Origin of the sequence: Sphingomonas carotinifaciens (assembly GCF_009789535.1) — a bacterium.
GTDB classification, from domain to species: Bacteria; Pseudomonadota; Alphaproteobacteria; order Sphingomonadales; family Sphingomonadaceae; genus Sphingomonas; species Sphingomonas carotinifaciens.
In genome coordinates this window covers 698,582-718,109 of record NZ_WSUT01000005.1, presented here as the reverse complement: position 1 = coordinate 718,109, position 19,528 = coordinate 698,582, and the positions used below count along the sequence as shown (strand labels likewise).

Here is a 19,528-nt window from a genome sequence, read left to right as displayed (position 1 = left end):
ATTTCGATCAATATGAGTACGGAACCGAACATAGGTCAGCGCATTGGCTTGTCCGAGTATCGGGCATGGTCCTGCGACCCTGCCCGTCCTGATATTGGAACGCCCGCATGTCGAAAACCGCACTGATCGTAGAGGACGAGATCTTCGTTGCCCTCGATCTCGAACGCATCCTCACCGACGCGGGATACCACGTCGCCGCGATCGCCGCGGACAGCGCCACCGCGATGGAGGCCGCGCCGCAGTGCAGCTTCGCCTTTGTCGACGTCAACCTGCGCGACGGTGCCACCGGCCCCACCATCGCCCGCCGCATTTCGTCCGAATATGGCGTCAAGGTGGTGTTCGTCACCGCCAATCCCGCGCAGATCGGCGAGTCGGGCGGCGCGCTAGGCTATATTCGCAAGCCCTTCAGCGAGCAGGCGATTATCGCGGCCGCGGCCCTGTGCAGCCAGGCGTGCAGCGAAACGGGCGGCAAGGTGGATGCGACCGAGACCCCCGACCTGATGCCCCTGACGCTCAACCACGGCTGAACGCCGCCTCCGGCACCGCCACCGTCACCACCAGCCCCTCCGGCCGCCAGTCGCGCGCCACCGTTCCGCCGAGCTGGCGCACCGCACTCAACTCCACCAGTTGCGATCCGAACCCGGCATAGGCGGGTGCGGCATCGACGCGCGGGCCGCTCGTCTCGGTCCAGCACAGCACCACCCCGCCATCGCGGCGATCGATCCGCACCGTCACGCTGCCATGATCGGTCGACAGCGCGCCATATTTGCTCGCGTTCGTCGCCAGCTCGTGAAACAGCAGCGCCAGCGGCGTGGCCGAGCGGTCGTCGATCCGCACATCGTCGCCCGTCACGCGCAGCCGCTCCATGCTCTCCTGCGCATAGGGCAGGAACAGGTCGTTGAGCAGGCCGTGCAGGCTGTCCTGCCGCGCCAGCGGGCGCGACGCGTTGCTGTGCGGCCGAACGAAGTCGTGCGCGCGGCCCAGCGCGGTGATCCGGTCGCGCAGGTCGGCCGCCAGCGGTGCAAACGGCGGATTGCCCCGCGCCGCGAAACCGATCAGGCCGGAGATCACCGCAAAGATGTTCTTGATGCGGTGGCTCAGCTCCTGGCTGATGATCTCGCGCTCTTCCTGCACCAGCTTCTGTTCGTGGATATCGGTGCAGGTGCCGAACCAGCGGGTGATCGCGCCATCCGCATCGCGCAGCGGCAGCGCCCGCCCCAGCACCCAGCGATAGGTGCCGTCGAAATGGCGCAGGCGATATTCGATCTGGTACGGGTCGCCGGTCGCCAGGCTTTGCCGCCACACCGCCCAGGCGCGATCCTGATCGTCGGGATGGAACATGTCGTTCCACCCCTCGCCGTCGGTGGAACCCCGGGGGGTGCCGGTAAAATCGTACCAGCGCGCATTGTAATAGTCGTGATAGCCGTCGGGCAGCGTCGCCCACACCATCTGCGGCATCGCATCGGCAAGCGTCCGGAACCGCCGCTCGCTATCGGCCAGCGCCTCCGCCTCGCGCTCGCGGATCGCCTCCTGCTCGGCGGTGGTGCGCCGATCCTCCAGCCGCGCCATGGTCAGGCTGGCCAGCACCGTCAGCCCCTGCCGTTGCAGCGCGGTCAGCCCCTCGGGCCGCGGCTCCCGGTCGACCACGCACAACGCGCCCAGCGCCACGCCGTCCCGCGACCGGAGCGGCATGCCCGCATAGAAGCGCAGATGCATGTCCCCGGTGACGAAGGGATGATCGGCAAAGCACGGGTCCAGCGTCGCGTCGCGGATCTCGGTCAAACCGTCCTGCACCATCGCATGGGTGCAAAAGGACAGGCTGCGCGACGGTGCCGCCATTCCGTCCGCCCCGCTTTGCGCCAGGAAGCGGGTGTCTTCCTCCTCGACCAGCGAGACGAGCGCCATCGGTGCCGCGCACAGCGTGGCGGCGAAATCGGTCACATCGTCCAGCAGGCCGGACGCCCGGACGCCGCCGGGGGCATAGGCATCGACGATCCGGGCACGGGCCGGTGTCGGATCGTCGCTATTCGTCATGCGATAAAGCTACCTTGCCGGCCGAAAAACAGAGATGCCGACCGGAATCAGAACGGCACGTCGTCATCCAGATCGTCGGCGAAACCGCCGCCCTGGCTGAACCCGCCGCGACCACCGGCGTTCCCGGCCGGCGCCCCGCCACCGCGCTGACCGCCCGATCCGCCGCCAAAGCCGCCGCCCGACGAGGATCCGCCGCCGCCATAGCCGCCGCCGAAATCGTCACCGCCGCCGGCCCAGTCGTCGCCGCCGCCGCTGCGGCCACCGCCACCCTGCCCGCCGCCGGGTCCGTCGAGCATGGTCAGGACCGAGTTGAAGCCCTGCAGCACGACCTCGGTCGAATACCGCTCGTTGCCCGACTGGTCCTGCCATTTGCGCGTCTGCAACTGGCCCTCGATATAGACCTTCGATCCCTTGCGCAGGAACCGCTCGGCGACGTTGGCCAGCCCTTCGTTGAAGATCGCGACCGAATGCCATTCGGTCTTTTCCTTGCGCTCGCCCGAATTGCGGTCCTTCCACGATTCCGATGTGGCGATGCGCAGGTTCACGACCTTGCCGCCGTTCTGGAAGCTGCGGCTTTCGGGGTCGCGCCCCAGATTGCCGACGAGAATGACCTTGTTGACGCTGCCTGCCATGATGCCCCGAAACTTCTCTTACAGGCCGGCGAGCGTCGCCAGCCAATAGGTGATACCGGCCATGATGTAGGCCGTGGCGAACAAATAGCCAACCATGAACGCCGGCCACTTCCACCCGTTCGTCTCCCGCCGGGTGACCGCGATGGTGGAGATGCATTGGGGGGCAAAGACGAACCACATCAGAAAGGCGAGCGCGGTCGGCAGGGTCCACCGGTTCTTCAGGTTCTCGGTGATCGCCTTCTGCCCGCCCTCGGCATCGGGGTCGTCGATGGCATAGACGGTGCCGATCGCCGCCACCGCCACTTCGCGCGCCGCCATCGCCGGGATCAGCGCCAGCGCGATGTCGCGGTTGAAGCCGATCGGCGCGACCACCGTCTCCAGCCCGTTCGCGATCCGCCCAGCCACCGAATAATCGACCGGGGAGATGCCGCTATTTTCCGGCGGCTTGGGGAAGGACAGCAGCGCCCACAGGATCACCGTGGTCAGCGCGATGGTGGTGCCTGCCCGCTTGAGGAAGATCAGCGACCGGCTCCACAGCCCGATGGCGACGTCGCGAAGCTGCGGCCACTGATATTTCGGCATCTCCATCATGAAGCCGGAGGATTCGCCCTTGGTCACCGTCCGGCGCAGCACCAGCGCCGCGACGAACGCGCCCAATATGCCCATGACGTAGAGGCCGAGCAGCACCAGCCCCTGCAAACCGACCAAAGGCGCCACCTGCCGGTCCGGAATGAATGCCCCGATGATGATCGTGTAGACCGGCAGCCGCGCCGAACAGGTCATCAGCGGCGCGATCAGCATCGTGGTCAGCCGGTCCTTTTCGTCCTCGATCGACCGCGTCGCCATGATCCCCGGCACCGCGCACGCAAAGGAGGACAGGAGCGGGATGAACGCCCGCCCCGACAGACCGACATGCGCCATCAACCTGTCCATCAGGAACGCCGCGCGCACCATATAGCCCGACGCTTCCAGGATCAGGATGAACAGAAACAGGATCAGGATCTGCGGCAGGAAGACCACCACCGCGCCCACACCCGCGATCAGGCCATCGGTCAGCAGCGATCGCAGGAAACTGTCGGGCAATACCGCATCGATCCACCCGTCCAGCGCGGCGAACGCGCCCTCGATCCATCCGATCGGCGCCTCCGACCAGGCGAATACCGCCTGGAACATGATGAACAGCAATCCGATCAGCAGGATCGGTCCCGATACCGGGTGCAGCGCCACCGCATCCAGCGCATGGGTCCAGCGTCGCCCGGCGGTTTCCGACACCGTGGTCCGGCCCGCAATCTCGCGCGCGCGGCGTTGCAGCGCCTTGATGTCCTCGGCGGGCGCGGCATCGCGGGACTGCCGCGTCGCCACCATCTCGCCGACATAGGTGCGCAACGCATCGATCCCGCGCCGCCGCACCGCCACCGTCGGCACCACCGGCACGCCCAGTTCGCGCGACAGGATGTCGGGGTCCAGCGTCAGCCCGTCGCGCTCGGCCAGGTCGACCATGTTCAGTGCGACCACCACCGGCAGGCCCAGCGCGATCAGTTGCAGCGCGAAGCGCAGGTGATTGTCCAGATTGGCGGCGTCAACGACAATGATCAGCGCGTCGGGACGCCGCTCCCCCGCCTGCCGCCCGGTGACCACATCGCGCGTCACCCGCTCGTCGGGGGAGGACGGGTCCAGGCTATAGGCGCCGGGCAGGTCGACCAGCTCGACCGGGCGGCCATCGTCCAGCGCCAGCCGGCCCGAATGCCGCTCCACCGTCACGCCCGGATAATTGCCGACCTTCTGCCGGGCACCGGTCAGCGCGTTGAACAGCGCGCTCTTGCCGGCATTGGGATTGCCGACCAGCGCGACCAGCGGTTGTGCATGCATCCTGTCAGCGACGATCCGAGTCGCCCGGTGCGGACTCGCCTGCCGTGGCCTGCGCGACCGGCGCCACCTGGATCGCGGCGGCGACGCGGCGGCGCAGCGCCACCGTCATCCGTCCGATGCGACAGGCGATCGGACCACCACCCAGGAAACTGCGATGAAGCACCTCGACATCGACGCCCTCGTCGAACCCGAACTCGCGCAAACGTCGCGCCTCGGGCTGCGCCAATCGCTCCCATGCGATTGCGGCCACCGTTGCCGGGCGGTGGCGCGGCAGCGAGATCAGGCTGAACCCGGCGGAATCGAACATCGGTGCGGTGGCCATGGCCCCTACATAGACCGCCTGCGAGTGGTTATCAATTAGCCGCGGTGATGAAGTTACACGGCCGGGTAACGCAGCCGGCCGATAAAGCGCGACAGGCTCGGCCGGTATTCCGCGCGGCGCAGCACACCCGCCTTCAGCTTCTCGAACTGCATGATGCCATCGATCCGCCGCGCCAGGAACGCGCGCGTGTCCGCATGGCCCTCGCTGTCATCGTCGACGAACACGGTGATCGTCGCGCCGTACACGCCCAACAGGATCGTGCGCTTGGTATAATGATTGTAATCGGTCGCGGTGTCGCCGGCATGGCGCCAGATCGTGTCCACCGATCGCCAGCCCAGCCGCGCGGCCGCCGCCACGTTCTGCGGCATGGCCAGCACCGCCAACGCCCGGCGAAGCGCCTCGCGCTCGGGGGCGAGCACCGCCAGCCGCGCCTCGACAAGTTGCTGGATACGCTGGCGGATCTTCATCGTGGCGACCGTCGCGGCGGGCAGCGCCTCGACCATCGCCTGGTCCACGCTGTCGAACCACGCATCGATCATCGCCACCGCCCCGCCCGCAAACGCCAGCCGCGCCACGTCCCGGTCAATGTCCGCCGCATCCGCCGCCATCTCCAGCGCCGCGGCGGTCCAGCCGTCGAATGCCGCATTGCTGGCGATGCCGGGGGCAAGGGCGGCGCGAACCTCGTCCAGCGTCATATCCACGACATCGCTCATGCCTCACTCCTTCCCTTGCGGCGAACCAGCACCAGTGCTGCCGCCACCAACGCCACGCCCAGCAGATCGGGCCCGCTCAGCCGCTCGCCATAGATGATCCAGCCGATCGCGCCCGCCACGATCGGCTGGACGAGCAGCGCGATGCCGATCACCAGCGGGCTCAGCTTGCCCAGCGCATAGATCATCAGGCCCTGTCCCACCACCTGGCTGACCAGCGCCATCGCGATCAGCGCGCCCCAGTGATCGGGCCAGATCCGCTCGCCCAGCACCAGCGCATAGAGCAGCAGCGGCACGATGCTCGCCAGCGTCGACATCGCCAGCGCCGGCACCGGTGCCACCCGCGTCCGCACCCGCGCCATCAGGATGAAGTAGACCGCATACAGCACGCCCGCCGCCAGACACAGCAGATCGCCGATCAGATGCCGCGGGTCCGCCTGATAGGACCGCCCCATCAGCAACCCGCCGCCCAGTGCCGCCAGCAGCAGCGCGAACGCCTGCATGCGCGTCGGCCACGCCCGCGCCACCAGAAAGCCGTAGATCGGAAAGATCAGCGTCGCCGAATTGCCGAACAGCGTGGCATTGGCCAGCGTCGTCTGCCGGATGCCCAGGTGCCACGTTCCCAGATCGCCGGCAAAGGCGATGCCGGACAGCAGCAGCACGCCCAGCAGGCCCCAGGGGGGTTGCCGCCCCCGCACGCCGCCGCCGGCCACGAACGCTGCCGCCACCAGCACGGGCGCGGCCAGCGTGATCCGCCAGAACGCCGCCGCCACCGGCCCGGTATCCGCCAGCCGCACGAACCACGGCCCGAAGGCGAGCGCGACGTTCGCCAGGATCACCGCGGCGAACGCCACCGGGGACGCATCCGGTAACGGGGTTTGGGCCGGCGCAGTTTTTCTTGGGGGCGCGCTTGCGTGCATGGCTCCCCTTAGCTCCCTATCTCGCCGTCGTCAGGCAAGAAAAAGGAAGCCTAATGCCCAGTCTGTTCGACGCCATCGATCTCGGCGCCATTCACGCGCCCAACCGCATCCTCATGGCGCCGCTCACCCGTGGTCGCGCCGACAAGGCGGCGGTGCCGACCCCGATCATGGCCGAATATTATGCGCAGCGTGCCGGTGCCGGCCTCATCATTTCGGAAGCGACCGGGATCAGCCGCCAGGGGCTGGGCTGGCCCTTCGCCCCCGGTCTGTGGTCCGACGAGCAGGTCGAGGCGTGGCGCCCGGTGACGAAGGCGGTGCACGACGCGGGCGGCCGCATCGTCGCGCAGCTCTGGCACATGGGCCGGCAGGTCCATTCCTCGGTGATCGGAGAGCAGCCCGTCTCTTCCTCGGCGACCGCCACCGCGGGTCAGGCGCATACCTATGACGGCAAACAGGATTTCGAGACTGCGCGCCCGCTGACGCTCGACGAGATCCCCGCCCTCCTCGACACCTATGCGCGCGCCACCGCCAACGCGCTCGCCGCCGGGTTTGACGGCGTGCAGGTCCACGCCGCCAATGGCTATCTGATCGACCAGTTCCTGCGCGACAACGCCAATTTCCGCGACGATCGCTACGGCGGCACCCCGGAAAACCGCATCCGCCTCCTGCGCGAAGTCGTGGAGCGCGTCGCGGGCGTCGCCGGTGCCGACCGCACCAGCGTCCGCCTCTCCCCCAACGGCGACAGCCAGGGCGTGGACGACTCGAACCCCGCCGCGGTCTTCATCCCCGCCGCCCAGGCGCTGGCGGAGATCGGCATCGGCTTTCTGGAACTGCGCGAACCCGGCCCCGACGGCACCTTCGGCAAGACCGACGTACCCAAGCTCTCGCCACAGATCCGTGACGTGTTCACGGGCCCGCTGGTGCTGAACTCGGACTATGAAACCGCCGCACAGGCGCAGGCCGCCATCGACGCCGGCACGGCGGATGCGATCAGCTTCGGCCGCACCTTCCTGGCCAATCCCGACCTGCCCGAGCGCCTCGCCAAGGACGCCCCGCTGAACCAGAGCAACATCAAGACATGGTACAGCCAAGGGCCGGAGGGTTATATCGACTACCCGACGCTGGACGAAGCCAAGGCTGCATAAGTCAGTATCAACACCCCTCTCCCCTCCGGGGAGAGGGAGGGGCCCATCGCAAATACGATGGGAGGGTGAGGGGCCGCCACAGGCGAAACGCTGCTTGGCAACCCATCACCCCAACCCTCTCCCCGAGGGGGAGAGGGAGCAGCGCTACGACTGCTTCCGCGCACGCCAATCACCGGCGCTCTGCCCCCAAGCATCGACGCGAAACGTCTCAAGTGGCGCAGGCAGCGACGCCGGGCCCTCGTTGCGAGATCCAAGCCGCCTGGCCAGTTGGATCGATGCTTCGTTCTCCGGATCGATCGTGTGGATCACGTGATCCCAGCCCAGCACATCGACCGCATAGTCCATCGCTGCGCAGGCCGCTTCATGAGCATAGCCGCGCCCGGCAAAAGCCCGCGCCACGCCCCAACCGACCTCACGCCCCGGCCAGCCATCGGGTTGCCACGGTCCGACACGCCCGATCCATTGCCCGGTATGCCTCTCTATCAGCGAAAACATCGCAAAGCCGCGGATGCTCCACGCCCCTGCCATCGCACAAAGTCCGCGCCACGCTACGCTTCGCGTCTGCACGCCACCCAGGAAACGCATCGTCTCGGGTTCGGCATGGAACGCCGCCCATGCCTCGAAGTCCTCCGCCACGGGCGGCCGCAGGATCAGCCGCTCGGTGAAGAGGATCGGGTCGTTCACCCGAAGCGGCTCTTCAGGTCCAGCATCGCCAGCGCCGCCTTTGCCGCCTCGCCGCCCTTGTCCTTCTGGTCGGGGCGGGCGCGGACCAGCGCCTGGTCCTCGTTCTCGACGGTCAGGATGCCGTTGCCGATCGCCAGCCCGTCCATGGTCAGCGCCATGATCCCGCGTGCGCTTTCGCCCGCGACGATCTCGAAATGATAGGTCTCGCCGCGGATCACCACGCCCAAGCCCACGAACGCGTCATAGCGCTCCGCCGCCAGCGCGATCGTACCCGGCACCTCCAGCGCGCCCGGCACGGTCACCGTCTCGTGGGTGTGCCCCGCCGCCTCGATCGCGGCGCGCGCACCCTCCAGCAGCAGGTCGTTCAGATGGGTATAGAACCGCGCCTCGACGATCAGCACATGCGCCATCAGGCGTCTCCTTCTTCGATGCGACGCTCGCCGACGATCGACAGGCCATAGCCGTCGAGGCCGACCAGCGTGTGATGGGTGTTGGTCAGCAGCACCATGTCCTGCACGCCCAGTTCGGCCAGGATCATCGCGCCGACGCCGTAGTCGCGCAGTTCCTCCATGTCGATCGACACCTCCTCGCCCGCCTTCAGGCGCACCGCGGTGGTGAACGCGTCCGATCGCGGCCGGTTGATGACGACGACGACGCCGGCGCCCTCCTCGGCGATGATCTCCATCGAACGCGCCAGCAGATGCCCGCGCGACCCCGACTCGCCGAACACGTCGGCAAAGGGCGACAGTGCGTGCATGCGCACCAGCACCGGCTTCGTGATGTCCAGCCGCCCCTTGACCAGCGCGACCTGCTCGGTCCCGGTCGCCTTGTTGCGATAGGCGCGCGCCACCCAGTCGCCGCCCCATTCGCTGACGAACTTGGCCTCCGACTGCAACTCGACCAGATGGTCGTAGCGCCGGCGATAGGCGATCAGGTCGCGGATCGTGCCGATCTTGAGCCCGTGGAGCTGCGCAAAGCCGACCAGGTCGTCCATGCGCGACATGGTGCCGTCCTCGTTCATGATCTCGCAGATCACGCCCGAGGGGTTGAGGCCCGCCAGCCGCGCGACGTCCACCGCCGCCTCGGTATGGCCGGCGCGCACCAGCACGCCGCCGTCGCGCGCGACCAGCGGGAAGACGTGGCCCGGCGTCACGATCTCGCCCGCGCCCTTGGCCGCATCGATCGCGACCGAGATGGTCCGTGCGCGGTCGGCCGCCGAAATCCCCGTCGTCACCCCCTCGCGCGCCTCGATCGAGACGGTGAAGGCGGTCTCGTGCCGGGTGCCGTTGTTGCGGCTCATCAGCGGCAGGCCGAGCGCATCGACGCGCTCCTTGGTCATGGCGAGGCAGATCAACCCGCGGCCGTGCCGCGCCATGAAGTTCACCTTTTCGGGCGTCGCCATCTGCGCGGGGATGACCAGATCGCCCTCATTTTCCCGGTCCTCGTCGTCGACCAGGATGAACATCCGCCCGTTGCGGGCCTCGTCGATGATCTCTTCGGGGCTGGACAGAAAGGCGTGGCGCAACCGCGCCAGTTCTGCGGACTTAGCGGCCACGATAATGCTCCATGCGTTGCAGATAGCGGGCAAGCACGTCGATCTCGACATTCACCGCCTGCCCCTCGGCCACCGTGCCCAGCGTGGTCACCGCGGCGGTATGCGGAATGATGTTCAGGCCGACGACCGTGCCGTCGGCTCCATCCTCGACGCTGTTCACGGTCAGCGAAACGCCGTCGATCGTCACCGACCCCTTGGTCGCGACAAAGGGAGCCAGCTCGGCCGGCACGCGCACGAACACGCGGTGCGATCCGCCTTCCTCCGCCACCGACACCACGGTGCCGACCCCGTCGACATGGCCGGTGACGATATGCCCGCCCAGCTCGTCGCCCAGCTTCATCGCACGTTCCAGGTTCAGGTGGCGGCCGTTCGTCCACTGCTCGGCCGCGGTCCGGCTGATCGTCTCGCCCGAGACGTCGACCGCGAACCAGCCCGGCGCGCCGGGCGCGGACTTGTCGACCACGGTCAGGCACACGCCCGAACAGGCGATCGAGGCGCCCAGATCGACGCTGCCCATGTCATAGGCGGTGGAGATGCGGACGCGCGTGTCGCCGCGCGACTCGACCGCGTCGATGATACCTATATCGGTGACGATGCCTGTAAACATATCAGCCGCGCTCGTAGACCTCGAGCCGGTCGCTGCCAAGCGCGCGTGCATCGGCCAGCCGCCATCGGCCGTGCGCATCCGCCAGCCTCGCCAGCCCGATATCGCCCAGTGCCGCGCGGCCCCGCCCGATCAGCACGGGTGCCCGGTACAGCAGCAGCCGATCGACCAGATCGGCGCCCAGGAACGCCGCCGCCGCCCCGGCGCCCCCCTCCACCATCAGATGATCGACCCCCGCCAGTCCGGCAATCGCCTGCGGGGCCGCGACATGCTCCCATCCCGGCTCGGGCCGACGCGACAGCAGCACGCGGCGCGGGCTTCGCGCCGCCAGCCCGGCCAGCCGCACGTCCAGCCGCGGCGCATCCGCCACCAGCGTGCCGCGGCCGACCAGGATCGCCTCGTGCCGGCTCCGCTCCAGATGGGTATGCGCCCTAGCCTGCGCACCGGTGATCCAGCGGCTCTGCCCGTCCGCCATCGCGATGCAGCCATCCAGCGAGGTGGCGAGCTTCAGCGTGACATAGGGCCGCCCCGATGCCTGCCGCATCAGGAAGCCGGCGATCATGCCCCGCGCCTCGGCCTCCCGAACCCCTTCGACCACCGCGATCCCGGCATCCCGCGCCCGCGCGAAACCGCTGCCATTGGTGCGCGGGTCGGGATCGCCCATCGCCGCCACGATCCGCGCGACGCCCGCGGCGATCAACAGGTCGGTACAGGCCGGCCCCCGCGCGGAGAGATGCGCGCACGGCTCCAGCGTGACATAGGCGGTGGCGCCGGTTGCCGCAGCGCCCGCTTGCCGCAGCGCCATCGCCTCGGCATGCGGCCGCCCGCCATCCTGCGTCCATCCGCGCCCGACCACGCGGCCGTTCGCCACGATGACGCAACCGACGCTGGGATTGGGGGCCGTGCGTCCGCGCCCGCGCGAGGCGAGCGCCAGTGCAGCGCCCATCCAGCGATGATCGTCGCTCAGATACCCCACCGGCTCAACGCGTCGTCCACCTTCTTGAACTCGGCACGCTTGGCCTCTTCGGCGGCCTTTTGTTCGGCCAGCATCTTCTTTTTCTTGAAATAGTCGATCTTCTGCTGCGCGACGATCTCGGCATCGGTGCGATCGGCCGACCATTGCTCGACATAGACGATGTCGGGCTTGTACGGCACCGGCACATAATCGTCGCGCGCAAAGGCATAGACGAAGAAGCCGGTGATCCCCACCGCCAGCGCCAGGAACCCCAGTTCATAGGGCTGGCGATGCGACAGAAACAGCCGCAGATCCTGATAGGCGCGGCGGGGCGAAAAGCGGCCGAAGAACGACATGGGCCGAAGATAGGGATTTGGGGGCCGCGGATAAAGGGCCAAACACCAGCCCCCTCTCCCCTCCGGGGAGAGGGTTGGGGTGAGGGGCCGCCAAGCAGAGCAGCACTGCTGGTTTGCCCCTCACCCTCCCACCAGCACCAGGTCGCCCATGCCCGCGGCATGGGCTGAACAGCGCGGGGCGCTGTTCACCTGATGCTCCCCGCGGGGGAGAGGGAGCAACCCCAGCATCAATCCTCCAGCACGAACGTCACCGACATCGTCCGCCACGCCTCTTCCGCCATGCCGTCGCGCGTCGCCGGCTTGAACCGCCACTTGGCCAGCGCCCGCTCGCGCGTTGCGCGGCAGAAGCCGTCCGAACTCGCGGTCACGCATTCCGCCTGCCGCACCCGCCCGTCGGTTCCGACCAGCACCCGCACCACCACGCGCCCGGCCTCGCCCATCCGCTGCTCGGCGGATGGATAGGGGGGCTGGAACTGCCCGGCATAACGCGGATCGACCTGCGGCCCGGTGAACACCGATGGCGGCTTGGGTGGATCGACCACCCGCGCGGTGCCCGTGCCGCCGATCACGCCGCCCTCGATCGGCGGCAAGGGCGGCGGCGGCGAAAACACCGGTCCGGCCGGCGCGACATCCACGGGCAGCGTGGTCAGATCGGGCACCGGCCGGGGTGCCGGTTGCGGCGCGACGCTCTCGCGCGGTTGTATTTCGGGAAGCGCCGGTTCGGGTGGCGGCGGGGGCTGCAGCGGGATGTTCGTCGTGGTCAGCGTCGTATCCGGCGGCTTCTTGAACACCGATGGCGGATTGGCGAACAACAGCGCCCCGATCAGGACGACGTTGACGCCGACGGCCACCGACAGGCTGGCCGGATGGAATTCACGCGCGTGACGATCCGCATACATGACGCTTGCCTCCTTCGCTGACGATCACTCCTTGAGACGCCCCACGGCCACACCTTGCCGCGGGATGCGATGGTACATCATAACCGATCCTGCGCAAGCGGCCGTTTTCCTACAGTGTGGCGATCCGCTATGACGTCACCATGATCCGGCACACGCCCGCCAGTCCGCTGCTTCCGACAAGGCCGCGTAACGGGATCGGAAGTGGACACGCAGTGGGGGGTGTAGTGTCCACTTCCACGGCACGCGCCGGGTCAGCCCGCCGCCGCCCCGAGTCGCGCCACCGCCCGCGCCTGCCCGATCAACGGCAGCAACTGGCCCATGTCCGGTCCATGCGCCCGGCCGGTCAGCGCCAGGCGCAGCGGCAGGAACAGCGCCTTGCCCTTGCGCCCGCTCGTCCCCTTCAATCGGTCGGTCAGCGCGTGCCAGGGGTCGCCCGTCCAGTCGATCGCCGCCGCCGCTGCCGCCGCCTCGGCCAGATAGGCACGATCCTCCCCGGCGATTTCCGCGTCGACCGGTCCCTCGATCACGCCCCACCAGTCCGCCGCTTCGCCCACCGTCGACAGGTTCGGCCGCACCGCATCCCATTCCGCCGCGCCCATGCCGGCGGGCAGGCGATCCGCGACCGCCTCGAACGGCAACTGGTGCACAATGCGCGCGTTCAACTGTGCCAGTTCGGCCTCGTCGAACCGCGCCGGCGCCCTGCCGAAGCGGGCGAAATCGAACGTCGCGATCAGCGGTGCCATGTCCGCCACCGGCTCCACCGGGTCGCTGGTCCCGATCCGCGCCAGCAGCGCGCGGACGCTCTGCGCCTCCAGCCCGACCTCGCGGAAGTGATCGACGCCCAGCGATCCCAGCCGCTTGGACAGCTTGCCCTCCGCCCCGGTCAGCAGCGCGGCATGCGCAAAACCCGGCGGGGTCGCGCCCATCGCATCGAACATCTGCAATTGCAGCGCGGTGTTGGACACATGGTCCTCGCCCCGCACCACCTGCGTCACCCCCATGTCGATGTCGTCGATCGCCGATGGCAGCATATACAGCCACGATCCGTCCGCGCGCCGGATGACGGGATCGCTCATCGTCGCAGGATCGAAGCTTTGGGGTCCACGCACCGCATCGTCCCAGCGTATCGGCGCGTCATGATCCAGCTTGAACCGCCAGTGCGGGCGTATCCCCTGCGCCTCCAGCGCGGCGCGCTCCGCCTCCGACAGGCGAAGCGCCGCCCGGTCATAGACCGGCGGCAATCCCCGCCCCAGCAGCACCTTGCGCTTCAGGTCCAGTTCCTGCGCGGTTTCATAGGCCGGATAGATGCGCCCGGCCGCGACCAGCGCGGCGAACCGCGATTCGTACAGCGCGAACCGTGCCGATTGCCGCACCTCCCCGTCCGGCTCCATGCCCAGCCACGCCAGATCGGCGCGGATCGCGTCCACGAAGTGTTCCTCGCTGCGCTCGGCATCGGTGTCGTCGATACGCAGCAGGAAACGGCCGCCATTCCCCTTCGCATACATCCAGTTATGCAGGGCGGTGCGGATATTGCCGACATGAAGCCGCCCGGTGGGCGACGGCGCGAAGCGGGTCACGGTCATGCGCGTGGCCATAACCGGGGCCCGGCGATGCGGCAAAGCACTTTGCGCTTATGTGACACCACGGTTAAGGGGCGCGCATCACGACCGGGCTGCGGGGACCGACGACCATGAAGTTGATGACGGGCAATTCGAACCTGCCACTGGCGCAGGCGATCTCGAACTATCTCGAGGTGCCGCTGACCGAGGCGCTGGTACGCCGCTTCGCCGACGAGGAGATCTTTGTCGAGATCCAGGAGAATGTCCGCGGCGAGGACGTGTTCGTCATCCAGTCGACGGGCTTTCCCGCCAACGACAACCTCATGGAACTGCTCATCATGATCGACGCGCTGAAGCGCGCGTCGGCCAAGCGGATCACCGCGGTCGTTCCCTATTTCGGCTATGCCCGCCAGGATCGGAAGCCCGGCCCGCGCACGCCGATCTCGGCCAAGCTGGTCGCCAACCTGATCACCGTCGCGGGGGCCGACCGCGTGCTCTCGGTCGACCTGCACGCCGGGCAGATCCAGGGCTTCTTCGACATCCCCACCGACAATCTCTACGCCGCGCCGGTGATGAGCGCGGACATCCAGGCCCGCTTCCGGGGCAAGAACCTGATGGTCGTCTCACCCGACGTCGGCGGCGTGGTGCGCGCCCGCCAGCTGGCCAAGCGACTCGACAACGCGCCGCTCGCCATCGTCGACAAGCGTCGCGAGCGTGCGGGCGAGTCGGAGGTGATGAACATTATCGGCGATGTCGAGGGGCGCTTCTGCATCCTGATCGACGATATCGTCGACTCGGCCGGCACGCTGTGCAACGCCGCCGCGGCGCTGCGCGAGGCGGGGGCGGAGGACGTGGTCGCCTATGTCACCCACGGCGTGCTGTCGGGCGGCGCGGTCGCGCGGGTCGACGGCTCGGCCCTGCGCGAGCTGGTCATCACCGACTCGATCGGCAATCACGAGACGATCGGCACCACCCCCAAGATCCGCCACCTCGCCATCGCCCCCCTGCTGGGCGAGGCGATCAAGCGCATCGCGGACGAAACCAGCGTTTCCTCGCTGTTCGACTGATGCGCCCGAACCCTCTTCCTCGGTCGGGGGGAGAGGGTCGCCGCCTCAGCGGTTGCCGAGGCCGACGATATGCTCGAACACCGCCGGGTGCAGCGGCTTGGCGAAGGCGCAGCCATATTTGAACTTGTCCCGCCATGCGACCACCGCCTCCAGCGGCGCGAGGCCGGGCAGCGTCAGCCACACCACCGTGCCCGGCCACAGCGTGAAGCTGGTTTCGGCACGAAAGCCCTGTTGCGACAGGTCGACCACGTCGATCTCGAACCGGGTCTGTCCCTTGTCGCGCAGATGCGCGCGCATCTTGACCTTGCGGCGCAGCGACTGGCGGAGTTCCTGGCCGGCGACCGGCTCGAACGGCGGGGTGAAGACCGGATGTTCCATCGCGACTCGCTCTACGGCCATGGTGGTTACTTTTCCGGAAACGCACCGGCCTCCGCTTTGGGTGCGCGCACCCCGGCATGGCGCCGCCGCTTCAACTCGGCCTTCAGGTCCTCGGGCCGGGGCGCGACCAGGAAGCCGAAGCTGACATTGCCCTCCTTCGTCTCCACCACGTGATGCAGCCGGTGCGCCTGAACGATCCGCTTCATGTAGGTCGATTTGGGCAGGTACCGCGTCGGCAGCCGCCGGTGCACGATCACGTCGTGGAAACCGAAATAAATCGCGCCGTACGCCGCGATCCCCGCCCCGATCCAGGTAAAGCCCGGCCACCAGCCAAGCTGCACGCCGCCCAGGATCATCACGAACGACGGCACCGCGAAGATCGCCGCATACAGGTCGTTCAGCTCCCAGTTGCCGGTCCGCGGGCGATGGTGGCTTTCATGCAGGAACCAGCCCGGACCATGCATGATCCAGCGATGTGCCGCATAGGCAAAGCCTTCCATGCCGATCACGGTGGCGACGAGGAGCAGGATGCCGATGGACCAGGACATGAAATTCTTCGACTTTCCTATATATATTGCGATGCGTTTGCAATAGTGCGCTGAATTCGGCAAAATCCGGGGTGGATTCGCTTCGCTCCCTGTGCGAAAGGGCTGTCAACTGTCCTAGATAATAGCACAAGGCGAGGTCGCCCATGAACATTCACGAATATCAGGCGAAAGAACTGCTGGCGAAGTTCGGCGTACCGGTCCCCGCGGGCTTTGCCGCCCTGTCGGTCGACGAGGCTGTCGAGGCGTCCAAGAAGCTTCCCGGACCGCTCTACGTCGTCAAGGCGCAGATCCATGCCGGCGGCCGCGGCAAGGGCAAGTTCAAGGAACTGGGCCCGGATGCCAAGGGCGGCGTCCGCCTCGCCAAGACTGCGGACGAGGTTCGCGCGGCCGCTGCCGACATGCTCGGCAACACGCTGGTGACGATCCAGACCGGTGACGCCGGCAAGCAGGTCAACCGCCTGTACGTGACCGACGGCGTCGACATCGCCAAGGAATTCTACCTCGCGCTGCTCGTCAACCGCGCGACCGGCCGTGTCTCGATGGTCGCCTCGACCGAGGGCGGCATGGATATCGAAACCGTGGCGCACGACACGCCGGAGAAGATCCACTCGATCGACATCGACACCGCGACCGGCTTCATGCCGCACCACGGCCGCTCGGTCGCCGCTGCGCTGGAGCTGACCGGTGACCTCGCCAAGCAGGCCGCCAGCGTCGCGTCCAAGCTGTACGACGCGTTCCTGGGCACCGATGCCGAGCAGATCGAGATCAACCCGCTCGCCGTCACCGACGATGGCAAGCTGGTCGTGCTCGACGCCAAGGTCGGTTTCGACGGCAACGCCATGTTCCGTCACAAGGACCTGATGGAACTGCGCGACACCACCGAAGAGGACGCGATGGAGCTGGAGGCGTCGAAGTACGACCTCGCCTACATCAAGCTCGACGGCGACATCGGCTGCATGGTCAACGGCGCCGGCCTCGCCATGGCGACGATGGACATCATCAAGCTGAACGGCATGTTCCCGGCCAACTTCCTCGATGTCGGTGGCGGCGCCAACAAGGAGAAGGTGACGGCGGCGTTCAAGATCATCCTGAGCGATCCGGCGGTGAAGGGCATCCTGGTCAACATCTTCGGCGGCATCATGCGCTGCGACATCATCGCGGACGGCATCGTCGCCGCGGCGAAGGAAGTGAACCTGCAGGTGCCGCTCGTCGTCCGCCTCGAGGGCACGAATGTCGAGAAGGGCAAGGAGATCCTGGCGAACTCCGGCCTCGCCATCGTCCCCGCCAACGATCTGGGCGACGCGGCCAAGAAGATCGTCGCCGAGGTGCAGAAGGTCGCCTGACGCGCCACGGTCATCACCGATGCGATAAGGGGCCCGGACGGAAACGTCCGGGCCCTTCTTCGTTCTGGAAGAGACGGATGGCGAACGGCCATCCACCATAGTGAACTTGCGAAACCCTCGCAAAACTCCCAAGTGGACCGGTGAAAACGATCCGCCATGGGCAGGAAGGAGCCCCGATGAAGGTGCTGGTGCCGGTCAAGCGCGTGCTTGACTACAATGTGAAGCCGCGGGTGAAGGCGGACGGGTCGGGCGTTGACCTGGCGAACGTCAAGATGAGCATGAACCCGTTCGATGAGATCGCGGTCGAGGAGGCGATCCGGCTGAAGGAGAAGGCCGGCGTCACCGAGGTGGTGGTGGTCTCGATCGGCGAGCCCAAGGCGGCGGACACGCTGCGCACCGCGCTGGCGATGGGTGCCGACCGGGCGATCCTGGTCACCGCCGAGGGCCGGGTGGAGCCGCTGGGCGTCGCCAAGCTGCTTGCCAGGATCGTCGAGGAGGAAAGCCCCGATCTCGTGATCCTGGGCAAGCAGGCGATCGACGACGACAACAACCAGACCGGCCAGATGCTGGCCGGGCTGCTCGGCTGGGCGCAAGGGACGTTCGCGTCGAAGGTCGTGCTGGCCGAGGGGCAGGCGGTGGTCACCCGCGAGGTCGATGGCGGGCTGGAGACCGACACGCTGGTGCTGCCGGCGATCGTCACCACCGACCTGCGCCTGAACGAGCCGCGCTATGCCTCGCTGCCCAACATCATGAAGGCCAAGTCCAAGCCGATGGCGACGCGTGCCGCGGCCGATTTCGGCGTCGACATCGCAGCCCGCCACACGATCACCCATGTCGCCGAACCGGGCAAGCGTCAGGCCGGCGTCAAGGTCGCCGATGTCGACGAACTGGTGATGAAGCTGCAAGCGATGGGGATTGCCAAGTGAAGACGCTGGTCTGGGTCGAACATGACGGCGGAACCGTCAAGGATGCCACGCTGTCCGCGGTGACCGCGGCGGCAAAGCTGGGCGAGGTCCACCTGCTGGTCGCAGGGCAGGGCGTGGATGCGGTCGCCCGGGCGGCGGCGGCGATCGCCGGGGTCGGCAAGGTGCATGTCGCCGATGACGCGGCCTATGCGCATGCGCTGGCCGAGAATGTCGCGCCGCTGGTGGTGGAACTGATGGGGCACCACGACGCCTTTGTCGCGCCGGCCACCACGACGGGCAAGAACATCGCGCCGCGGGTCGCGGCCCTTCTCGACGTGATGCAGGTCTCCGACATCCTCTCGGTCGAGGGGCCGGACAGCTTCACCCGGCCGATCTACGCCGGCAACGCCATCGCCACCGTCAGGACCAGCGACAAGAAGCTGGTCGTCACCGTGCGCGGCACCGCCTTCGACAAGGCGGAGGCACAGGGCGGCACGGGCACGATCGAGGCGGTCGCCGCCACCGGTGACAAGGGCCTGTCCAGCTTCACGGGTGCGGAGATCGCGGAGAATGCGCGTCCCGAGCTGACCTCGGCCAAGATCATCGTGTCGGGCGGCCGGGCGCTGGGCTCCGAGGAGCAGTTCCACGCGCTGATCGATCCGCTCGCCGACAAGCTGGGCGCCGCCGTCGGCGCATCCCGCGCCGCGGTCGATGCCGGCTACGCCCCCAACGACTATCAGGTCGGCCAGACCGGCAAGATCGTCGCCCCCCAGGTCTATGTCGCGGTCGGCATCTCGGGCGCCATCCAGCATCTGGCCGGCATGAAGGACTCCAAGGTGATCGTGGCGATCAACAAGGACGAGGATGCCCCCATCTTCCAGGTCGCCGACATCGGCCTGGTCGGCGACCTCTTCAAGCTGGTCCCCGAACTCACCGAAAAGCTGTGACCTGACGGTCGCTTCCCTTGAGGGAGCGACCGTGATCCCGCCCGTTCGGCCTGAGCCCTTGGACATCGCTCAGGCCGAACGGGTCGGCTTTGCAGC

General features: G+C 67.8%; 22 protein-coding genes. 6 read left to right on the top strand and 16 right to left on the bottom strand.

Translation table 11 applies throughout. The annotated features are described in order from the left end of the window. Positions 1–107 precede the first annotated feature (107 nt). Positions 108–527, top strand: coding sequence for a response regulator (locus GQR91_RS05365; protein WP_149682665.1), 420 nt, complete (start codon positions 108–110; stop codon positions 525–527). Here GQR91_RS05365 and GQR91_RS05360 read toward each other — a convergent pair. Genes GQR91_RS05360 through GQR91_RS05335 form a run of 6 tightly spaced genes read right to left on the bottom strand, consistent with a single transcriptional unit; the run spans position 514 to position 6,487 of the window. After that, a complete protein-coding gene (locus GQR91_RS05360) occupies positions 514–2,034 on the bottom strand; it encodes a PAS domain-containing protein (RefSeq protein ID WP_149682664.1) in 1,521 nt (506 codons plus the stop codon). The genes GQR91_RS05365 and GQR91_RS05360 overlap by 14 nt on opposite strands. A 47-nt stretch (positions 2,035–2,081) precedes the next feature. Then, positions 2,082–2,666, bottom strand: coding sequence for a single-stranded DNA-binding protein (gene ssb, locus GQR91_RS05355; RefSeq protein WP_149682663.1), 585 nt, complete (start codon positions 2,664–2,666; stop codon positions 2,082–2,084). A gap of 18 nt (positions 2,667–2,684) precedes the next feature. Then, positions 2,685–4,535 carry a ferrous iron transporter B gene (feoB, locus tag GQR91_RS05350; protein ID WP_149682662.1) on the bottom strand — a complete coding sequence of 617 codons (1,851 nt, stop codon included), beginning with the start codon at positions 4,533–4,535 and terminating at the stop codon, positions 2,685–2,687. Between the two features lie 4 nt (positions 4,536–4,539). Further along, entirely contained in the window at positions 4,540–4,857 is a 318-nt protein-coding gene (locus GQR91_RS05345; protein ID WP_235904064.1) for a FeoA family protein, read from the bottom strand. Between the two features lie 53 nt (positions 4,858–4,910). After that, positions 4,911–5,570, bottom strand: a complete 660-nt coding sequence (locus tag GQR91_RS05340) for a COQ9 family protein (protein ID WP_149682661.1) — start codon at positions 5,568–5,570, stop codon at positions 4,911–4,913. Further along, positions 5,567–6,487 carry a DMT family transporter gene (locus GQR91_RS05335; RefSeq protein ID WP_149682660.1) on the bottom strand — a complete coding sequence of 307 codons (921 nt, stop codon included), beginning with the start codon at positions 6,485–6,487 and terminating at the stop codon, positions 5,567–5,569. Before GQR91_RS05335 ends, GQR91_RS05340 begins: the two co-directional genes overlap by 4 nt. A 53-nt stretch (positions 6,488–6,540) precedes the next feature. Here GQR91_RS05335 and GQR91_RS05330 point away from each other — a divergent pair, with 53 nt between their 5' ends. Beyond that, positions 6,541–7,632 carry an alkene reductase gene (locus tag GQR91_RS05330; protein WP_149682659.1) on the top strand — a complete coding sequence of 364 codons (1,092 nt, stop codon included), beginning with the start codon at positions 6,541–6,543 and terminating at the stop codon, positions 7,630–7,632. 144 nt (positions 7,633–7,776) lie between these two features. Here the strand turns inward: GQR91_RS05330 and GQR91_RS05325 are convergent, their stop codons facing one another. The 8 genes from GQR91_RS05325 to GQR91_RS05290 all read right to left on the bottom strand — a co-directional run bounded on the left by GQR91_RS05325 (position 7,777) and on the right by GQR91_RS05290 (position 14,268). Beyond that, positions 7,777–8,316: a GNAT family N-acetyltransferase gene (locus GQR91_RS05325; protein ID WP_149682658.1), complete on the bottom strand. Its 540-nt coding sequence runs from the start codon at positions 8,314–8,316 to the stop codon at positions 7,777–7,779. Next, positions 8,313–8,726 carry a 6,7-dimethyl-8-ribityllumazine synthase gene (gene ribH / locus GQR91_RS05320; protein ID WP_112383784.1) on the bottom strand — a complete coding sequence of 138 codons (414 nt, stop codon included), beginning with the start codon at positions 8,724–8,726 and terminating at the stop codon, positions 8,313–8,315. The genes GQR91_RS05325 and ribH overlap by 4 nt, the downstream gene beginning before the upstream one ends. Further along, the gene (gene ribB, locus GQR91_RS05315) at positions 8,726–9,871 is read right to left on the bottom strand and encodes a 3,4-dihydroxy-2-butanone-4-phosphate synthase (protein ID WP_235904063.1); all 1,146 of its coding nucleotides are present in this window, start codon (positions 9,869–9,871) and stop codon (positions 8,726–8,728) included. The genes ribH and ribB overlap by 1 nt, the downstream gene beginning before the upstream one ends. Further along, on the bottom strand, positions 9,861–10,478 hold the full coding sequence (locus GQR91_RS05310) for a riboflavin synthase (protein ID WP_112383786.1): 618 nt from the start codon (positions 10,476–10,478) through the stop codon (positions 9,861–9,863). The genes ribB and GQR91_RS05310 overlap by 11 nt, the downstream gene beginning before the upstream one ends. A 1-nt stretch (position 10,479) precedes the next feature. Beyond that, a complete protein-coding gene (gene ribD / locus GQR91_RS05305; RefSeq protein ID WP_260173201.1) occupies positions 10,480–11,442 on the bottom strand; it encodes a bifunctional diaminohydroxyphosphoribosylaminopyrimidine deaminase/5-amino-6-(5-phosphoribosylamino)uracil reductase RibD in 963 nt (320 codons plus the stop codon). Beyond that, a complete protein-coding gene (locus GQR91_RS05300; protein ID WP_112383787.1) occupies positions 11,439–11,786 on the bottom strand; it encodes a hypothetical protein in 348 nt (115 codons plus the stop codon). Before GQR91_RS05300 ends, ribD begins: the two co-directional genes overlap by 4 nt. Positions 11,787–12,013: 227 nt before the next feature. Next, a complete protein-coding gene (locus tag GQR91_RS19750; protein WP_149682657.1) occupies positions 12,014–12,685 on the bottom strand; it encodes a TonB family protein in 672 nt (223 codons plus the stop codon). Between the two features lie 251 nt (positions 12,686–12,936). Further along, a complete protein-coding gene (locus GQR91_RS05290) occupies positions 12,937–14,268 on the bottom strand; it encodes a glutamate--tRNA ligase (protein WP_149682656.1) in 1,332 nt (443 codons plus the stop codon). Between the two features lie 107 nt (positions 14,269–14,375). Between GQR91_RS05290 and GQR91_RS05285 the strand changes: the two genes are divergently transcribed. Further along, positions 14,376–15,311 (top strand): ribose-phosphate pyrophosphokinase, encoded by a 936-nt coding sequence (locus tag GQR91_RS05285; RefSeq protein WP_112383789.1) that lies wholly within the window; start codon positions 14,376–14,378, stop codon positions 15,309–15,311. Positions 15,312–15,356: 45 nt separating this feature from the next. On the opposite strand, the gene GQR91_RS05280 is transcribed toward GQR91_RS05285, so the two are convergent. Continuing rightward, a complete protein-coding gene (locus tag GQR91_RS05280; RefSeq protein WP_235904062.1) occupies positions 15,357–15,710 on the bottom strand; it encodes a pilus assembly protein PilZ in 354 nt (117 codons plus the stop codon). 5 nt (positions 15,711–15,715) lie between these two features. After that, on the bottom strand, positions 15,716–16,237 hold the full coding sequence (locus GQR91_RS05275) for a sterol desaturase family protein (protein ID WP_112383791.1): 522 nt from the start codon (positions 16,235–16,237) through the stop codon (positions 15,716–15,718). 143 nt (positions 16,238–16,380) lie between these two features. Here GQR91_RS05275 and sucC point away from each other — a divergent pair, with 143 nt between their 5' ends. From sucC to GQR91_RS05260, 3 genes are all read left to right on the top strand, one after another. After that, positions 16,381–17,580, top strand: a complete 1,200-nt coding sequence (gene sucC, locus GQR91_RS05270) for an ADP-forming succinate--CoA ligase subunit beta (RefSeq protein WP_112383792.1) — start codon at positions 16,381–16,383, stop codon at positions 17,578–17,580. Positions 17,581–17,756: 176 nt separating this feature from the next. Continuing rightward, positions 17,757–18,506, top strand: a complete 750-nt coding sequence (locus tag GQR91_RS05265) for an electron transfer flavoprotein subunit beta/FixA family protein (RefSeq protein WP_149682655.1) — start codon at positions 17,757–17,759, stop codon at positions 18,504–18,506. Then, positions 18,503–19,432 (top strand): FAD-binding protein, encoded by a 930-nt coding sequence (locus tag GQR91_RS05260; RefSeq protein ID WP_164727736.1) that lies wholly within the window; start codon positions 18,503–18,505, stop codon positions 19,430–19,432. The genes GQR91_RS05265 and GQR91_RS05260 overlap by 4 nt, the downstream gene beginning before the upstream one ends. Positions 19,433–19,528: the final 96 nt, after the last annotated feature.

Excerpts from the sequence above, each read along its gene's own strand:
- GQR91_RS05365 (WP_149682665.1), top strand. The coding sequence starts at position 108 with ATGTCGAAAACCGCACTGATCGTAGAGGACGAGATCTTCGTTGCCCTC.
- GQR91_RS19750 (WP_149682657.1), bottom strand. The coding sequence starts at position 12,685 with ATGTATGCGGATCGTCACGCGCGTGAATTCCATCCGGCCAGCCTGTCG.
- GQR91_RS05280 (WP_235904062.1), bottom strand. The coding sequence starts at position 15,710 with ATGGCCGTAGAGCGAGTCGCGATGGAACATCCGGTCTTCACCCCGCCG.
- ssb (WP_149682663.1), bottom strand. The coding sequence starts at position 2,666 with ATGGCAGGCAGCGTCAACAAGGTCATTCTCGTCGGCAATCTGGGGCGC.
- GQR91_RS05290 (WP_149682656.1), bottom strand. The coding sequence starts at position 14,268 with ATGACCGTGACCCGCTTCGCGCCGTCGCCCACCGGGCGGCTTCATGTC.
- GQR91_RS05265 (WP_149682655.1), top strand. The coding sequence starts at position 17,757 with ATGAAGGTGCTGGTGCCGGTCAAGCGCGTGCTTGACTACAATGTGAAG.
- feoB (WP_149682662.1), bottom strand. The coding sequence starts at position 4,535 with ATGCATGCACAACCGCTGGTCGCGCTGGTCGGCAATCCCAATGCCGGC.
- GQR91_RS05335 (WP_149682660.1), bottom strand. The coding sequence starts at position 6,487 with ATGCACGCAAGCGCGCCCCCAAGAAAAACTGCGCCGGCCCAAACCCCG.
- GQR91_RS05330 (WP_149682659.1), top strand. The coding sequence starts at position 6,541 with ATGCCCAGTCTGTTCGACGCCATCGATCTCGGCGCCATTCACGCGCCC.
- GQR91_RS05275 (WP_112383791.1), bottom strand. The coding sequence starts at position 16,237 with ATGTCCTGGTCCATCGGCATCCTGCTCCTCGTCGCCACCGTGATCGGC.
- GQR91_RS05300 (WP_112383787.1), bottom strand. The coding sequence starts at position 11,786 with ATGTCGTTCTTCGGCCGCTTTTCGCCCCGCCGCGCCTATCAGGATCTG.
- GQR91_RS05360 (WP_149682664.1), bottom strand. The coding sequence starts at position 2,034 with ATGACGAATAGCGACGATCCGACACCGGCCCGTGCCCGGATCGTCGAT.
- GQR91_RS05340 (WP_149682661.1), bottom strand. The coding sequence starts at position 5,570 with ATGAGCGATGTCGTGGATATGACGCTGGACGAGGTTCGCGCCGCCCTT.
- GQR91_RS05345 (WP_235904064.1), bottom strand. The coding sequence starts at position 4,857 with ATGGCCACCGCACCGATGTTCGATTCCGCCGGGTTCAGCCTGATCTCG.
- GQR91_RS05285 (WP_112383789.1), top strand. The coding sequence starts at position 14,376 with ATGAAGTTGATGACGGGCAATTCGAACCTGCCACTGGCGCAGGCGATC.
- GQR91_RS05310 (WP_112383786.1), bottom strand. The coding sequence starts at position 10,478 with ATGTTTACAGGCATCGTCACCGATATAGGTATCATCGACGCGGTCGAG.
- sucC (WP_112383792.1), top strand. The coding sequence starts at position 16,381 with ATGAACATTCACGAATATCAGGCGAAAGAACTGCTGGCGAAGTTCGGC.
- ribH (WP_112383784.1), bottom strand. The coding sequence starts at position 8,726 with ATGGCGCATGTGCTGATCGTCGAGGCGCGGTTCTATACCCATCTGAAC.